13 protein-coding genes, 1 riboswitch and 1 other annotated feature are annotated in these 15329 nt (G+C 33.4%); all 13 genes read left to right on the top strand.

What is annotated here, in order from left to right; translation table 11 throughout:
* The first annotated feature begins 177 nt into the window (after positions 1-177).
* The 13 genes from HSACCH_RS11365 (at position 178) to HSACCH_RS11305 (ending at position 15319) form a co-directional block, all read left to right on the top strand.
* Entirely contained in the window at positions 178-1371 is a 1194-nt protein-coding gene (locus HSACCH_RS11365) for a trans-sulfuration enzyme family protein (RefSeq protein WP_005489956.1), read from the top strand.
* A gap of 81 nt (positions 1372-1452) precedes the next feature.
* Positions 1453-2826 (top strand): Na+/H+ antiporter NhaC family protein, encoded by a 1374-nt coding sequence (locus HSACCH_RS11360; protein ID WP_005489955.1) that lies wholly within the window; start codon positions 1453-1455, stop codon positions 2824-2826.
* Between the two features lie 210 nt (positions 2827-3036).
* Positions 3037-4338, top strand: a complete 1302-nt coding sequence (locus HSACCH_RS11355) for a radical SAM protein (RefSeq protein WP_005489954.1) — start codon at positions 3037-3039, stop codon at positions 4336-4338.
* Between the two features lie 93 nt (positions 4339-4431).
* Positions 4432-4550: riboswitch (molybdenum cofactor riboswitch) on the top strand.
* A gap of 12 nt (positions 4551-4562) precedes the next feature.
* Positions 4563-6371, top strand: a complete 1809-nt coding sequence (locus tag HSACCH_RS11350; RefSeq protein ID WP_005489953.1) for an aldehyde ferredoxin oxidoreductase family protein — start codon at positions 4563-4565, stop codon at positions 6369-6371.
* A gap of 107 nt (positions 6372-6478) precedes the next feature.
* On the top strand, positions 6479-6763 hold the full coding sequence (locus HSACCH_RS11345) for a MoaD family protein (protein ID WP_005489952.1): 285 nt from the start codon (positions 6479-6481) through the stop codon (positions 6761-6763).
* Positions 6764-6765: 2 nt separating this feature from the next.
* Complete coding sequence (locus HSACCH_RS11340) at positions 6766-7437, top strand: HesA/MoeB/ThiF family protein (RefSeq protein ID WP_005489951.1); 672 nt, start codon at positions 6766-6768, stop codon at positions 7435-7437.
* 125 nt (positions 7438-7562) lie between these two features.
* Complete coding sequence (locus HSACCH_RS11335; protein WP_005489950.1) at positions 7563-8315, top strand: MBL fold metallo-hydrolase; 753 nt, start codon at positions 7563-7565, stop codon at positions 8313-8315.
* Positions 8316-8442: 127 nt separating this feature from the next.
* Entirely contained in the window at positions 8443-9384 is a 942-nt protein-coding gene (locus HSACCH_RS11330) for a carbohydrate kinase family protein (protein WP_005489949.1), read from the top strand.
* A 118-nt stretch (positions 9385-9502) separates the two neighbouring features.
* Positions 9503-9712, top strand: a binding site (T-box leader).
* 120 nt (positions 9713-9832) lie between these two features.
* Positions 9833-11044 carry an argininosuccinate synthase gene (locus HSACCH_RS11325; RefSeq protein ID WP_005489947.1) on the top strand — a complete coding sequence of 404 codons (1212 nt, stop codon included), beginning with the start codon at positions 9833-9835 and terminating at the stop codon, positions 11042-11044.
* Between the two features lie 3 nt (positions 11045-11047).
* Entirely contained in the window at positions 11048-12454 is a 1407-nt protein-coding gene (argH, locus tag HSACCH_RS11320) for an argininosuccinate lyase (RefSeq protein WP_005489946.1), read from the top strand.
* A 123-nt stretch (positions 12455-12577) separates the two neighbouring features.
* Positions 12578-13834: a M48 family metallopeptidase gene (locus tag HSACCH_RS11315; RefSeq protein ID WP_160162755.1), complete on the top strand. Its 1257-nt coding sequence runs from the start codon at positions 12578-12580 to the stop codon at positions 13832-13834.
* Between the two features lie 26 nt (positions 13835-13860).
* Positions 13861-14406 carry an ECF transporter S component gene (locus HSACCH_RS11310; RefSeq protein WP_005489942.1) on the top strand — a complete coding sequence of 182 codons (546 nt, stop codon included), beginning with the start codon at positions 13861-13863 and terminating at the stop codon, positions 14404-14406.
* A gap of 70 nt (positions 14407-14476) precedes the next feature.
* Positions 14477-15319 carry a PfkB family carbohydrate kinase gene (locus tag HSACCH_RS11305; RefSeq protein ID WP_005489941.1) on the top strand — a complete coding sequence of 281 codons (843 nt, stop codon included), beginning with the start codon at positions 14477-14479 and terminating at the stop codon, positions 15317-15319.
* Positions 15320-15329: the final 10 nt, after the last annotated feature.

Genomic DNA, 15329 nt, shown 5'->3' with positions numbered 1-15329 from the left:
TTAATATTCTATTTATGTAGTCATTTTACTAAAAAAAGCATATATGTTAATTATTATTTCAAAAAACATTGACAAATTATTCTGAATAATATATAGTTTTAATTGTCGCTGAATTATTTTAATATTTTTAATCTTTTAAATAATTCTAAAGTATTATACTAAATGGGAGGGCTTATTTTGGAAAAAAAAGATTTAGAAAAACTTGGTTTTCAATCACTTTGTTGTCATGCCGGTCAGCATGCTGATCCACAAACTGGAGCTCATAATACTCCAATTTATCAAACTTCAACATTTGCTTTTGAAAATGTTAAGGATGGAGCAGCCAAATTTGCTGGAGAAAAAGAAGGTTATATTTATACTAGATTAGCAAATCCAACTCAAAATGCACTTGAGGAAAAAATGGCAGCCTTAGAAAAAGCCGAAGCAGCTATTGCAACAGCTTCTGGAATGGCAGCGATTTCTGCTGCAGTAATGGCGGTAGTATTTGCAGGTGATCATATTTTAGCACTTGATTGTTTGTATGGAGGAACTCATGTTTTGATGGAGGAAACTTTACCTAAGTATGGGATTGAAGTAACTTTTGCTGATTTATCAAATCTTGATAATGTAGATAAGTATCTGCAGGATAATACTAAATTAGTTTATTTAGAAAGTCCTGCTAATCCATCTTTGAGTCTAGTTGATATTGAAGCAATCAGTAAAAAAGCTCATGCTGCAGGTGCAAAAGTTATTGTTGATAATACTTTTATGACTCCTTATTTGCAAAAGCCACTTTTACTTGGAGCTGATATGGTTGTTCATAGTGCTACTAAGTATATTGGTGGTCATGGAGATACTGTTGCTGGAATTATCGTTGGAACTCAAGCAATGATGGATCAAATTAGAGGAACAACCTTAAAAGATTTTGGAGGTATTATTAGTCCATTTAATGCTTGGCTTCTTTTGCGAGGTCTTAAAACTCTCCCAATTAGAGTGGAAAAACATGCAAAAAATGCGATGGAGGTTGCTCAATTTTTGGAGGAGCATGAAAAAGTAGACAAAGTATATTATCCAGGCCTTAAAAGTCACTCTCAGTATGATCTTGCAGTAAAACAGGCAACAGGCTTTGGCAGCATGATTAGCTGTGAATTGAAAGGTGGGGTTGACGCAGGTGAAAAAATGATGAATAACGTTCAACTTGCAACTTTAGCTGTTAGTTTGGGGGATGTTGATACATTAATCCAGCATCCAGCATCGATGACAAACTCACAAGTTCCAAGAGAAGAAAGAATTGAATCAGGAATTACGGATGGTTTAATAAGAATTTCAATAGGTATTGAAGATGTAGAAGATATTATTGATGATCTTGGCTATGCTCTTTCAAAAATATAAAATGATTTATGGTTTTACATATTTATTTTTAAAAAATATTTAGTTTTAAATTAAAACCACATTATATTAGGGGGAACTACTTTGAAAAACACTGAAATCAAAAAGGGTAATGCTAAAGCTTTATTTCCGTTTATTATCTTTTTGGCCATTTATCTAGGTACAGGAATTGTATTAAATCTTCGCGGGGTAAATAATGCATTTTATCAATTTCCAATGCCGGTTGCTGTATCAATAGGTGTAGTTATTGCATTTATGATGTTTGAGGGAACAATGGAAGAAAAGATGAATACATTTTTAACTGGACTGGGAGAAAGAAACATAATGATTATGTGTATGATCTATCTGCTTGCAGGAGGTTTTTCTACAGTTTCAAGCGCAATGGGTGGAGTAGATTCAGTTGTTAATTTAGGATTATCATTAATACCTGTTCAATTTATAACCATTGGCTTATTTTTGATATCTGGTTTTATATCTGTTTCTACTGGTACTTCTATGGGAACATTAGCGGCTGTAGCACCAATTGCCCTCGGATTTGCTGATAAGACTGGACTTAGTCTTCCATTTATTATGGCAGTTGTAATTGGTGGCTCAATGTTTGGTGATAACTTATCAATTATTTCTGATACAACAATCGCAGCTACAACAACTCAGGGAGTTAAAATGAGAGATAAATTTAGAATAAATATCTATATTGCTATTCCTGCAGCAATAATAACTATGATTCTCTTGTTTTTCTTTTCAGGAACTCCAGAAGCTATTCAAACTGCAGAATATAGTTATAGCTTAGTTAAAATTATCCCCTATCTGTTTGTGTTAATGTTTGCTGTTATGGGTGGTAATGTATTTGTTGTCCTAACTTCTGGAATTGTTTTATCTGGAATAATTGGGATTTTTTATGGAGATCTTACTTTCTTAACATTCCCGCAAGAGATTTATAATGGATTTACTTCTATGATTAATGTTTTCCTTGTTTCACTAATAACTGGTGGTTTGGCAGAAATGATGAGAAAAGCTGGCGGACTTCAGTTTATTGTTAATTCAATTAGTAAAAAAATTAATAGTAAAAATACAGCTGAATTGGGAATAGCAGGACTTATTGCTATCACAGATGCAGCAATAGCAAATAACACAGTTTCAATAATTATTAATGGTCCAATAGCCAAAAACATATCAACTAAGTTTAAAGTAGATCCCAGACGAAGTGCTGTTTTACTTGATATCTTTGCCTGTGTTATGCAGGGAGCACTCCCCTATGGAGCTCAGATTCTTCTTGTTATGGGATTAACAGAAGGTGCAGTTGGTCCATTCCAAATAATACCTCTTTTATGGTATCAGGGAATATTAGCAGTAATTGGTATCGCCTCAATCTATATCCCATTTGCTGATTCCTTAATTAGAAAAGAACCATGGGATTGGGAAGAAGAAGATGAAGTTATGGAAGTGGTGAACAACTAATTTAATTAAGACTTGCAGTTTAATAGAGTCTTTATATTATTTTTTCAAGCCAGCCTTGGTCTAAGGCTGGCTTTTTTTCTTGAAAATCTCAGATAAATATTGCAAAGAGTTGCCAGTAAAGATAAAATATAAGTATCTAAATATTAAAACTACTTATCAATTTTAAATTTGCTGTCTTTAAAGTACACATCTAGCAGGAAGGAGTAGATAATGCAATTTTTAATCAACAATCCACAGTTCTGGCGTAGTGATGGTTTAAATGAAGAGCTTCCAAAAAATTTAGAGCTCAAACTGAAAAATGGAAAACTTGAGCTGCCAAAAGAAATCAGAAAAAAATTAGGAATTGATTCTGAAACAGAGATTAAAATTAAATTCAATAGTGATGGAATTTATATTGAAAGAGCTGATCCCCGGCTGACAAAAGTTTATGTAGAGCCTACAAGTGACTGTAACTTAAACTGTAAAACCTGTGTTAGGCATTCCTGGGATGAAGAAATGGGTTTTATGAAAATGGAAGATTATAAAAAATTAATAAATGGACTAAAAGATTTTGAAGGCCTGAAAAAAGTTTCATTCTGGGGGATTGGCGAGCCTCTTTTTCATCCTCAAATTGCAGAGATGATTGAGTTGGCTTCTGAACTAAAAGTTAAAACTCAGATGATTACAAATGGACTTTTGTTGAATAAAGATAAAGCTTCAGAATTACTGGAGGCTGGACTTAACAGTCTGGTAGTTTCTGTGGATGGAACTTCGCCGGAGACAATGGCTGATATTCGATCGGGAGCAGAATTAAAGACTGTAATTAAAAATGTAAACTATTTTCGTAATCTTCGGGATAAAAAACAAAGTGAATGTGAGATTGGCATCGAATATGTGATTATGAAATCAAATGTTGAGGAACTTAGGGATTTGCGTAAATTGGCTCGTAGAATAGGGGCTTCTTTTATTTTTTTAACAAATCTACTTCCATATACTGAAGATATGTCAGCTGAAATATTATATTCTTTTTCTATTAGCCGCTCTCAACCTAAAATCAGAACTGAACATAGACCCGAAATTTATCTACCTCCAACTGATTTGAGGGAAGATATTATTCGTGATCTGGCTGCAGTCGGCGGAAAATCAAGCTCAATTAGTACAACTCAGGTACCATTTAATCCTCATCGGGGCTATTGTAAGTTTGTAGAAGATGGCTCAATTGCAGTTAACTGGCAGGGAGAGATTAGTCCTTGTATTGCTCTAATGCACAGTTATGACCTTTATATTAGAGAGCGCGAAAAGCATATCAATAAATATTCATTAGGAAAAATATCAGAATCGGGGCTCTCAGAAATTTGGAACAGTGATGATTTTAAAAAATTTCGCAAAAAAGTTAAAGAATTTCCTTTTTCAGATTGTACTCAATGTTCAGGCTGTGAAATGTCTAAAGAAAACAAAGAAGACTGCCACGGGAATCAGTTTCCAGTTTGTGGAGACTGCTTATGGGCTCGAGGTGTAATTCAATGTCCATAATAAAATTGAAAATAAAAGCTGCTTTAAATGTGAATAAAATAATTTTAATATTTTGAAAATTAAAGCAGGAATTTGACTTGTTAAGTTTAATAAGTACTAATATACCTTCGAGTCTTTTTGCCTAAGGAGTTTTCTAAGGAAATTAGACCGCTGGGTTGAGGAAGAAATGACTCAGCCTCCCGTGCTTGGAAAGAAGAGTAAATCTAAAGGAGGTATAATTGATTATGGGAAAAATTTATGAATATCAAGTTTTAAGAGTAGATTTGACAAATGAGGAAATTACTAGAGAAACAATTTCAGGTGAAAATGTAAAAAAATATCTTGGTGGTAGAGGCTTAGCTTCAAAAATTCTGTATGATGAAATTGACCCTAAGGTTGATCCATTAAGCCCCGAAAATAAATTGATTTATGCTACTGGGCTTTTAACTGGAACAGCAGCATCTACTGGTGGCCGTTATATGGTTGTTACCAAAGGCCCTTTAACAGGTACTATTGCCAGCAGTAATTCAGGTGGGTTTTTTGGTGCTGAATTGAGATTTAGTGGCAATGATATTATTATTTTTGAAGGTAAGGCTGAAAGACCACTTTACCTATCAATCGAAGGAGAAAAAGTTGAGCTTAAAGATGCTTCTGAAATCTGGGGTAAGGGAGTTTATGAAACTACCGATTATCTGTTAGAGGCTATGGATGCTCTCGATGCTAGAGTTAGCTGTATTGGACCTGCTGGAGAAAATTTAGTGAAATTTGCTTCAATTATGAATGACAAGGATCGAGCTGCCGGTAGAACCGGGGTTGGTGCAGTTATGGGTTCTAAGAATTTAAAAGCTATTGTAGTAAGAGCTAAGGATAAACAGGTCGAATATTTTAAGGATGAAATGCTGAAAGTAGTTCAGAAACAGACTAAAATGCTCAAAGAAGATGGAGTTACTGGTGAGGGTTTACCTGCATTAGGAACTAAAGTTCTTGATAACATTTGTAATTCTACTGGAGTTTATCCGACTAGAAACTTTCAGGAATCTACTTATGAAGATGTTGCTGAAGTATCTGGAGAAGCACTGGTGGAAAAAGGATATCTGCAGGGTAATAAAGGTTGTTATGCTTGTCCAATCCGCTGTAGTAGGGATACTAAATTACCAAATGGTCGTTCCGGGGAAGGTCCGGAATATGAAACAGGTTGGGCTTTTGGAGCAGACTGTGGTGTGAAGGATTTAAATGCGATTGTAGAAGCAAACTATATTTGTAATGACCTTGGAATGGATACTATTTCTGCTGGTGCTACAATTGCCTGTGCCATGGAAATGTATGAAAAAGGCTATATAGATAGAGAAGAACTGGCAAATGGTCCAGAACTTAAATTTGGTTCTTCCGAGTCAATTGTTTATTATACTCAAAAGATGGGTTATAGAGAAGGTATAGGAGATGCCATGGCAGAAGGATCATACCGTTTTGCCGATTCCAAGGGCCATCCTGAGTTTTCAATGAGTGTTAAGAAACAGGAATTACCGGCTTATGATCCACGTGGACTACAGGGCCATGGATTAAGTTATGCTACTTCCAACCGTGGAGGTTGTCATGTAAGGGGCTATATGGTTTCTCCAGAGGTACTTGGTGTACCAGAAAAACTTGACCCCCAGGAGTTAAAAGGAAAACCAGAATGGGTTATTATCTTTCAGGATCTAACTGCTGTAATTGATTCAAGTGGGATGTGTCTCTTTACTTCTTTTGCTTTGGGACTAGATGATTACAGAGAAATAATCAATGCAGGCACAAAATTTGATTATACATCTGAATCTCTGCTTGAAGTTGGAGAAAGAATATGGAACTTAGAGCGCTTATTCAATTATGAGGCGGGTGTAACCCCAGATACTGATAAACTTCCAGAGCGTTTCTTAACTGAGCCAATTGTTGATGGACCTTTGAAAGGAAATGCTTCAAAATATAAAGAGATTTTGCCCGAATATTATAAACATCGCGGCTGGGAAGAAGATGGCTGGATTAGTGACCAGAAATTTAAGGATCTTAAAATTAAATAATAACTTAGTTAGAATTAAATTAGTGGCTGATTTTAATTGAGCAATTTAAATCCACTCAGTTCTCTGCCGGGAACTGGGTGGAATTTTAATATTGAAAGGTGATGCAAATGGCATTGATAGTTAAATTCTATTCTTTATTTAAAATTAATTTAAAAAGTCCAGGGGTTGAATATGAGTTGGAGGGAGAAACCACTATTTCTAAGCTAATTAAAAAGCTGGATCAAGATTTTGACGGCTATTTTAGTCAGAAATTACTGGAGTCAGATGGCAGTATCGCTCCCGGTTCAATTATTCTGGTCAACGGTCATAATGTTATCCATTTGGAAGGGCTTGAAACCAAAATTGATAATCAGGATACAGTAACTTTATTTCCACCATCGGCAGGAGGATGATTATGAAAGATTATCTAAAAAGACAGGAAAAATTATTTAATAAAAAACAACAGCAGCAGTTAGAAAAATTAAATATTATGATTGCCGGCACAGGAGGACTAGGGACCAATCAGGCCCTACAGCTGCAGCGGGTTGGAGTAAATAAAATCTATCTTTATGATTATGATTTGGTTGAAATAACTAATCTCAATCGTCAGCTTTGCTATGGTAAAAAAGATATTGGGAGGCCTAAAGTTGAAGCGGCAGTTGAGTTTTTAAAAGAGTTTGATTTAGAAACTGAAATAGTTGCTAGAAATGAAAAAATATCTATGGCAACTAAAATCCCAGAAGATATAGATATTATCTTTGACGGGATGGATAATTTTGAATCGCGCTTTATCTTAGATCAGCTGGCTCTGGAAAATGAACTTCCCTTTATCCATGCCGGAATAGAAGGGTTTTTTGCTCAGATTATGCTGGTGCTGCCTGAATCTAAGCTGCGTTTAAAAGATGTTTTTGCTGGTTCAGCCAAAAAGGAAACTCCAGCTGTTTTTTCACCAGCTGTAACAGTAACTGCTTCTGTCCAGGTACTGGAAGCTTTAAAATATTTACTTGAATTTGATAATTATTTAAAAAATCAGCTGCTGCATATTGACTTATTAAGCAGTCAAATAGAAAAAATTGAATTAAAATAGAGTTGCACAGATGTTCATATTTGTATTTAACTGATTTAGAAAGATATTCGTCTCAAAAATTGTAACTCTTACACTTGAGAAAATTAAATTTCTTTGTTAATCTTATCCGGAGGAGATGATTAAATATGCAGACAGAAATATATCATTTGTTTCACAGTGGAACAGCAGTTAGAGTTAAAGATAAATTATTTATCTTTGATTATTTTAAAGATGAGCCACAGCAGAAAAAAGCACTTGCAAGCTCTCTAGAGAAAGGAATTATTAGGGAAGATACTTTTAAAAATATAAATGAAGCTTATGTTTTTGTTTCTCACAGCCACCATGATCATTATAATAAAGTTATTTTTGAGTGGGAAAAATATTGTGATAATGTAAATTATATTTTAGCAGCTGAGGTAGAGCCAGAGGCAGAGTTAAAAAATAAAGCTAATCTCTATTTAATGGAAAAAGATGAAGAATTTAAGCTGGGAGATGTCGAGATTTCAAGTTATGGTAGTACAGATGAAGGAGTATCTTTTTTAGTTGAGCTTGAGGATTTAAGTATTTTCCATGCCGGAGATTTAAACTGGTGGAAGTGGAAAAAATTCAGTGCCAAAGTTCAGAAAAGAGAAGAGAGAGAATATAAAAGAGAAGTTGATAAACTTACAGGGAAAATTATTGATATTGCCTTTGTACCGGTTGATCCTCGTTTAGAAGAGCATTTTTATTTAGCAGGAGAATATTTTATTGAAGAAATTATGCCTTCTCTTTTCATTCCCATTCATTTTGCTGATAACTATGATATCACTAGATTCTTTAAAGAGAGATTTAATTCCGATCGGACTCGAGTTGCTGAAATTGCTGAACCGGGAGAAAAGATTTTATATACAAGGAAATAGATAGCATTATTAATAATTTATATATGGAAAATATAGACCAAAGTATTATTATAATCAATATTGATTTGGCTTTATTTATGTTATAATAAAATAAATGTTTTTTTAATTTAATAAGGAGGATTTTTCAATGCAGGGAGTAATAACTTTAGGTGAGGCTTTAATTGATTTTACACCATTAGATGATCAAAATATGGACTTTCGTAAAAATCCAGGTGGGGCACCAGCCAATGTCGCTGTTGCTCTAAGCAGACTGGGAGTAGATGTAAGTTTTGTCGGTAAGGTTGGTAATGATGTTTTAGGGAATTTTTTAGCTAAAAAACTGCAGTCAGAAAACGTTAATATTGAAAACCTGGTCTTAACAGATGAGGCTAAAACAGCTATTACCTTTGTTACTTTAGATGAAGATGGAGACCGCAGTTTTGATTTTTACATAGATCCGAGTGCTGATCGATTCTTAAGAGAAGATGAAATTGATGCAAAACTTTTTGAGCAGAATAAAATCTATCACTTCGGCTCAATTTCTTTAATTGATGAACCAGCGAGGTCAGCAACTAAAAAGGGGATAGAATTAGCCCATCAAAATGAGATGCTTATTTCCTATGATCCTAATTTGCGTGAAATGCTCTGGGACTCACTGGATGAGGCTAAAGAGATTATCTTATCTGTGATGGATCAGGTAGATATAGTTAAAGTTTCAGAAGAAGAACTGGAGTTTTTAACTGGAGAAACCGATATTGAAAAAGGGGCAGAGATTTTAGAAGCCGAATATGATATTCCAGTATTATTTATTACCTGTGGCAGTAAAGGCTCATATTATTACTTAAATGATCTCGGCTTTGTCGAGGCCTTTAAAGTTGATGCAGTTGATACAACTGGAGCTGGTGATGCTTTCATGTCAGGAGTTTTATATAATTTCAATCAGGCAGATTTAAAAATGACTGAGATTGATAATAAATTTTTAGAAAAAACACTTAAGTTTGCAAATTATTCTGGTTCACTTGCGGCTTCCGCTAGTGGTGCAATGGCAGCACTTCCAACCTTAGAAGAAGTTCGGCAATTAGAATTATAACAGTAAGTGATGATTTTACGTAACATATAAATACTTAAAATTAAAATCTGTTGGAATATAGTCCGAAAATACTTGCAATAATAAAGTAAATAATATATAATACAGAAAAATAATCAATATAAAACCTGTGAACAGAAGAGTAAGAATTTTAGTGGGGTCAGCGAATCGAGGATGGTGAGAGCTCGAGCAAAACTAATTTCTGAAGCGCATCTGGAAGGTTTTTTTCTGAAATCAAGTAGGAAAAAACGTAGAATTGCGTTAAATTAACTGAAAGTGGATAATTTTTTATCAATCAGAGTGGTACCACGGATCTTAACCTGTCTCTATATTATAGAGGTGGGTTTTTGTTATTTTCAGCATTTTTTGCTGAAATACATATTTAATTAAGCATTGTTGAGCTTTATTGAGGTTTAAAAGATAGCAGAAAATATAAGGAGGAATTTTAAAAATGGCAGAAAAAGAAATTAAGAAAATTTTATTGGCGTATTCAGGTGGACTCGATACTTCAGTGGCGATTAAGTGGCTGCAGGATAAATATGATGCAGAAATTATTACTTATACCGCTCATTTAGGACAGCCTCAGGACTGGGATGCTGTAGAGGAAAAGGCTATGGCTACAGGTGCTTCTAAAGCCTATATTGATGATATTAGAGAAGAATTTATTACAGATTATGTTTATCCAGCCTTAAAAGTTAATGCAATGTATCAAGAAAAGTATCCTTTAGCTACAGCACTGGCACGTCCTCTGATTTCTAAAAGAATGGTTGAGATTGCTCAAAAAGAAGGTGTGGATGCTTTAGCTCATGGCTGTACAGGTAAGGGGAATGACCAGGTAAGATTTGAGGTTTCTTTTAAAGCTCTGGCTCCAGAAATGAAAATCATTGCACCTTTAAGAGACTGGGAATTCGTTTCTAGAGATGCAGAAATCGAATATGCAGAGGCAAATGGGATTCCTGTTAAGGCAACTAAAGACAGTCCTTACAGTATCGACCAGAACTTATGGGGTATTAGTATAGAATGCGGAATTTTAGAAGATCCCTGGGCTGAACCACCTGCAGATGCTTATCAGTGGACTAAGGATGTAGATGATACTCCAGATAAGCCTAAATATATTACTATAGATTTTGAAAAAGGTATTCCAGTAGCAATTGATGGAGAAAAAATGGCGCCGATTGATCTTGTTGAAAAATTAAATGAAATGGGTTCTGAATATGGTGTTGGTAGAATTGATATGTTAGAAGATAGACTGGTTGGTATTAAATCTAGAGAGATTTATGAAGCCCCAGCCGGTGAAATTTTAATAAAAGCTCATAAAGCTCTAGAAGATTTGACTCTAGATCGAGATACTAAAAACTATAAAGCAGAAATGTCAGCAAAATATGCAGAATTAACCTATAATGGTCTTTGGTTCTCCCCCTTAAGAGATGCTTTGGATGCTTTTGTTGATAAGTCTCAGCAGACAGTTACCGGTACAGTTAAAGTCAAATTATATAAAGCAAGCTGTACTCTAGCTGGTAGAAAATCAGAGTATTCATTATATGATCACGGACTTGCTACTTATGATGAAAGTGATAATTTTGATCATAAAGCCGCGCCTGGATTTATTAATCTTTGGGCTTTACCTGTACAGGTTGCTAACAAGAAAAAGAGAGAAGAATAAAAGATGGCAAAAAGCAAATTATGGGGAGGAAGATTTGAAGCAAATACTTCTGAGTTAATGGAACAGTTTAATGCTTCTCTTCCTTTTGATATTAATTTAATGGAATATGATATAAAAGGCAGTTTAGCTCATGTTAAAATGTTAGGCAAACAGAATATTTTAAGTGAGGCTGAGGTTGAAAAAATTACTGAAGGTTTAAACAGAGTAAAAAATAATTTAGAAGCTGAATTAAAAGCTGGGAACTTTGATTTCAATGAAGCAGAGGATATTCATAGTTTGGTTGAGGCTCGATTGACTGCTGAAATTGGAGAAATTGGTGGTAAACTGCATACAGGTCGCAGTCGTAATGATCAGGTGGCTGTTGATTTGAGATTATATCTACGAGATCAGACTGAGCAAATTATGGATTTGACTATAAACTTTATGCAGATTATTTTAGATTTAGCTGAGGAACATATTAAAACTGTAATGCCTGGCTATACTCATCTGCAGCGAGCTCAGGCTTTAACCTTTGGCCACCATCTGTTAGCTTATTATTTTAAGTTAAAGCGTGATTATGAGCGTTTTCAGGATGCTTTAAAAAGAATCAATGTCTCTCCTCTGGGAGCAGGGGCACTGGCTGGTAGTTCTTTTAACTTAGATCGAGATTTTACAGCTAAAGAACTGGGCTTTGATAGAGCCTGCGAAAACTCAATGGATGGAGTTAGTGATCGCGATTTCGTTTTAGAGTTTCTGGCTGTGGCTTCTAATTTAATGCTTCATTTAAGCCGTTTAAGTGAAGAAATAATTTTATGGAATTCAAAAGAATTTTCTTTTATTGAACTTGCTGATCAGTACACAACTGGCAGTTCAATTATGCCGCAAAAGAAAAATCCAGATTTAGCAGAATTAGTGCGGGGAAAAACTGGTCGAGTTATTGGCAGCTTAAATCAGTTGATGTACACAATTAAAGGTCTGCCTTTAGCCTATAATAAGGATTTGCAGGAGGATAAAGAAGGTCTTTTTGATAGTGTTAAGACAGTTAAAATTATTTTAGAACTATATCCTGAAATGTTAAAAACCATGACTGTTAAAGAAAAAGCTATGAAAAAAGCTGCAGCAACTGGATTTCTCAATGCAACGGAGTTGGCTGATTATCTGGCAGCAAATGAAATCCCATTTCGTCAGGCACATCAAATTGTAGGAGAAGCAGTCTTATTTGCTTCCAAAAAAGAAAAAGAACTTGATCAGCTGCAGCAGCAGGATTGGGACGAAATTTTAGGTGAATATCTGGATATTGATGCAGAAGAGTTAAAAGAAAAACTTTCAGTGGAAGCTGCTGTTAATTCTCATTCCACTAAGGGTGGCCCAGCTTTTGAAGAAAGTAAAAGAGTAATAAATAAAGAAAAAGAATTTTTAACAGATAAATAAAACAAATTTTATCTTAACCCCTTTTTTAGTTTTTTAAGTAATTCTAAATTAGGGGTTTTATTTTTGCAAAAAAAGTATTACAATAAATATATATTAAAAAAGCTAAAGATTGGAGGAATAGGGTTGAAAAAATTAAATTTAACTTCAAAAAAACTATTCACACTAATTATAACTTTATTCTTATTAGTATTTTTAAGTCTTTCAACAGCAGCCTTTTCTAATTATGAGAAAGATGTTGCTTCGAAATTATATAAAAATTTAGAAGAGGAATATGAAATAACTGAATTTGATCAACAAAGTCTGGAATATAAGACTCTAAAAAAACTAGAAGCGAATATTATAAATAGAAAGTTTAAAAATGAAGAATTCAAACTTCATCATATTGATGATAAGCTTATTAATGCTTATTATATAGGTGATGGGAATATAATGTTGTTTGAAGGACTTTTACAAAAATTAAAGACTGAAGATCAGTTGGCTGGATTAGTTGCACATGAGATGGGGCATGCTGTCGAGGAACATTTAACAGAAGACTTAGAAAGAAATATGAGTTTATCAATTTTAAATATATTATTTAATCATTTTACAGAAAATGATTATCAATTAATGACTAATATTGCTCAAAACTTAATAGCAAATGGCTACTCGAGAGAACAGGAGCAGGAATCAGATATTTATGCTGTTGATTTGATGTTGAGAAGTGGTTATGATCCAGATGGATTAATAGAATTAATGAAAATTTTTAAAGAAAACAGTCATAATGTAAAATTATTAGAATTTACTCAAACACATCCTATACCAGACAGTAGAATTGATTATCTGCGTGAATATATAGCTGAGAAAAAATCAAAATCAACTGTTAAGAATAAAGAAGAAAGCAGAGAAATAAATGAAGCAAATCAAAAGACTACTAATCAAGAAAACAGTCAGGAAGATTTGACTGTTAATTTAGATAATGTTTTTAAAGAGCATAATATTTTATTTTCTTATCCTAAAGAATGGACATTAAAAAAAGAAAAAGTCTTGCAAAAAGAAGTTGTATTTAAATACAATATAGAAGCAGATAACCTTAGTGGAGGCATCCAATTAGAAGATTTAAGTCAAAAAACTTTTATGCAAACAGCAAAAAAACAATTTATTTATACAGCTATAACTGCAGAAGAAAATGGAGCTAAAGTTAAGAAAAATAATATTGAAAACAAAAAATTAGATATTTATCAAATAGAAATTATTCAAGACAATCAATTGTTTTTTGAATATTTTATTAGCGAAAAAAATGAACAGCAGCTCTTAAAATTAAGATTTGAAATTAATAGAGCCAAACAGAATCAGCAAACGAAATTAATTGACAGACTTATTCAGACAATAAGATTTCAATAATTAGATAAATGATTGGAGTGGGTACTTTGAAGAATGAGACAAGAAAACTAGTATGGGCAAGTTTTTTATTAATTTTAGGAATTATTTTACCAAGGCTAATTAATCTAGCTGGTAGTCCTACATTAGGAAATTTAATTTCGCCGATGCATATTCCTGTATTTTTAACAGGATTAATTTTAGGACCGTTATATGGGGTGCTAGTTGGGTTTATAACACCGCTTCTCAGCACCTTGCTTTTTGCGATGCCTCCTTTAATGCCACCAATTACAGTATTAATGGCTTTTGAGTTAGCTGCTTTTGGATTAATCACAGGTTATATATATTCTAAGCGGCAAAAGAATATCTATATCAGCTTGATTTTAGCTATGATTTTTGGCCGTTTTGTTTATGGCCTGGCTTTAATAGCAGTTGGTCCTATTTTTAATTTTAATCCACCGTTTATTCCTTTTATGCAGGGCGCATTTGTAACTGGAATTCCTGGAATGGTAATTCAATTATTAATTATTCCACCAATTATTAAAAAAATAAAGCCAATTAAGGCATTTTCGGATTTGAATAGAAAATTAAACTAGATAAAACTATCATATTTAATGGTAATATATCTCAATATTACTAACAGATATTATACGGGGAGGGAAAGTAATGAATTACGATATATTTGCTGTAGGAGATAATGTTGCTGACTATTATCCTGAAGAAAAAAATATTTACGCAGGTGGTGGTGCCTATAATGTTGCTGTAATTTCAAAAAGATTAGGTGCTAAATCAGCATATTATGGTGTTTTTGGTACAGATGAAAATGCAAAATTTTTATATGATACTCTAAAAAAAGAAAAAGTAGCATACCCAGTCAATGACATTCGAAAAGGAAGAAATGCTGTTTCTATTATCAAAAAAGAAGATGCAGAATCACAGATTGAAGCAGTTGATAAAGGTGTTTATAAAAATTTAAGTATAAATAAAAATGTTTTAGAAATAATTAAAAATTCGAAGATAGTTCACAGTAATATATATGCCTATTTTGAAGATTATCTTCCAAAACTTCATTATAAAACTAAACTTTCTTTTGATTTTTCTTACCTTAGAAATAAAAAATATATTCAAGATATTATTCCAAAAGTAGATATAGCTTTTTTCTCTAAAAGTAAAAGAGAAGAGGATCCTCAAGAATTTTTAAATTGGGTCTCAAAATTAGGAGTTGAAATTGCTATTTTAACTCAAGGGAAAGATGAAATTTTAATGAAAATTGGAGATGAAATAATCAAAGAAAAAGCGCTTAAAACAGAGAACATTGATACCTTAGGTGCTGGCGACGCATTTATTGCTGCTTTTTTAACTTCTTTAACTCAAGACGAAAACAATTATAAAAAGGCTCTAAATGAAGGCTTGAAAACCGCTTCTAAATATTGTAAAATCAAGGGGAGTCTTGGTGTTTTTCAACCAAGAAAAAAAGATGTAAAGATATATAATAATGTTCATGAATAAAATATTTTAG

This window comes from Halanaerobium saccharolyticum subsp. saccharolyticum DSM 6643 (assembly GCF_000350165.1).
GTDB lineage: Bacteria > Bacillota > Halanaerobiia > Halanaerobiales > Halanaerobiaceae > Halanaerobium > Halanaerobium saccharolyticum.
Note: the sequence above shows the minus strand (reverse complement) of the source record. Positions and strands in the feature narration are given on the sequence as shown.

Bases quoted from the DNA above. Each gene is read 5' to 3' on its own strand.
- HSACCH_RS11330 (WP_005489949.1), top strand. From the start codon at position 8,443: ATGCAGGGAGTAATAACTTTAGGTGAGGCTTTAATTGATTTTACACCA.
- HSACCH_RS11325 (WP_005489947.1), top strand. From the start codon at position 9,833: ATGGCAGAAAAAGAAATTAAGAAAATTTTATTGGCGTATTCAGGTGGA.
- HSACCH_RS11345 (WP_005489952.1), top strand. From the start codon at position 6,479: ATGGCATTGATAGTTAAATTCTATTCTTTATTTAAAATTAATTTAAAA.
- HSACCH_RS11340 (WP_005489951.1), top strand. From the start codon at position 6,766: ATGAAAGATTATCTAAAAAGACAGGAAAAATTATTTAATAAAAAACAA.
- HSACCH_RS11355 (WP_005489954.1), top strand. From the start codon at position 3,037: ATGCAATTTTTAATCAACAATCCACAGTTCTGGCGTAGTGATGGTTTA.
- HSACCH_RS11305 (WP_005489941.1), top strand. From the start codon at position 14,477: ATGAATTACGATATATTTGCTGTAGGAGATAATGTTGCTGACTATTAT.
- HSACCH_RS11335 (WP_005489950.1), top strand. From the start codon at position 7,563: ATGCAGACAGAAATATATCATTTGTTTCACAGTGGAACAGCAGTTAGA.
- HSACCH_RS11350 (WP_005489953.1), top strand. From the start codon at position 4,563: ATGGGAAAAATTTATGAATATCAAGTTTTAAGAGTAGATTTGACAAAT.
- argH (WP_005489946.1), top strand. From the start codon at position 11,048: ATGGCAAAAAGCAAATTATGGGGAGGAAGATTTGAAGCAAATACTTCT.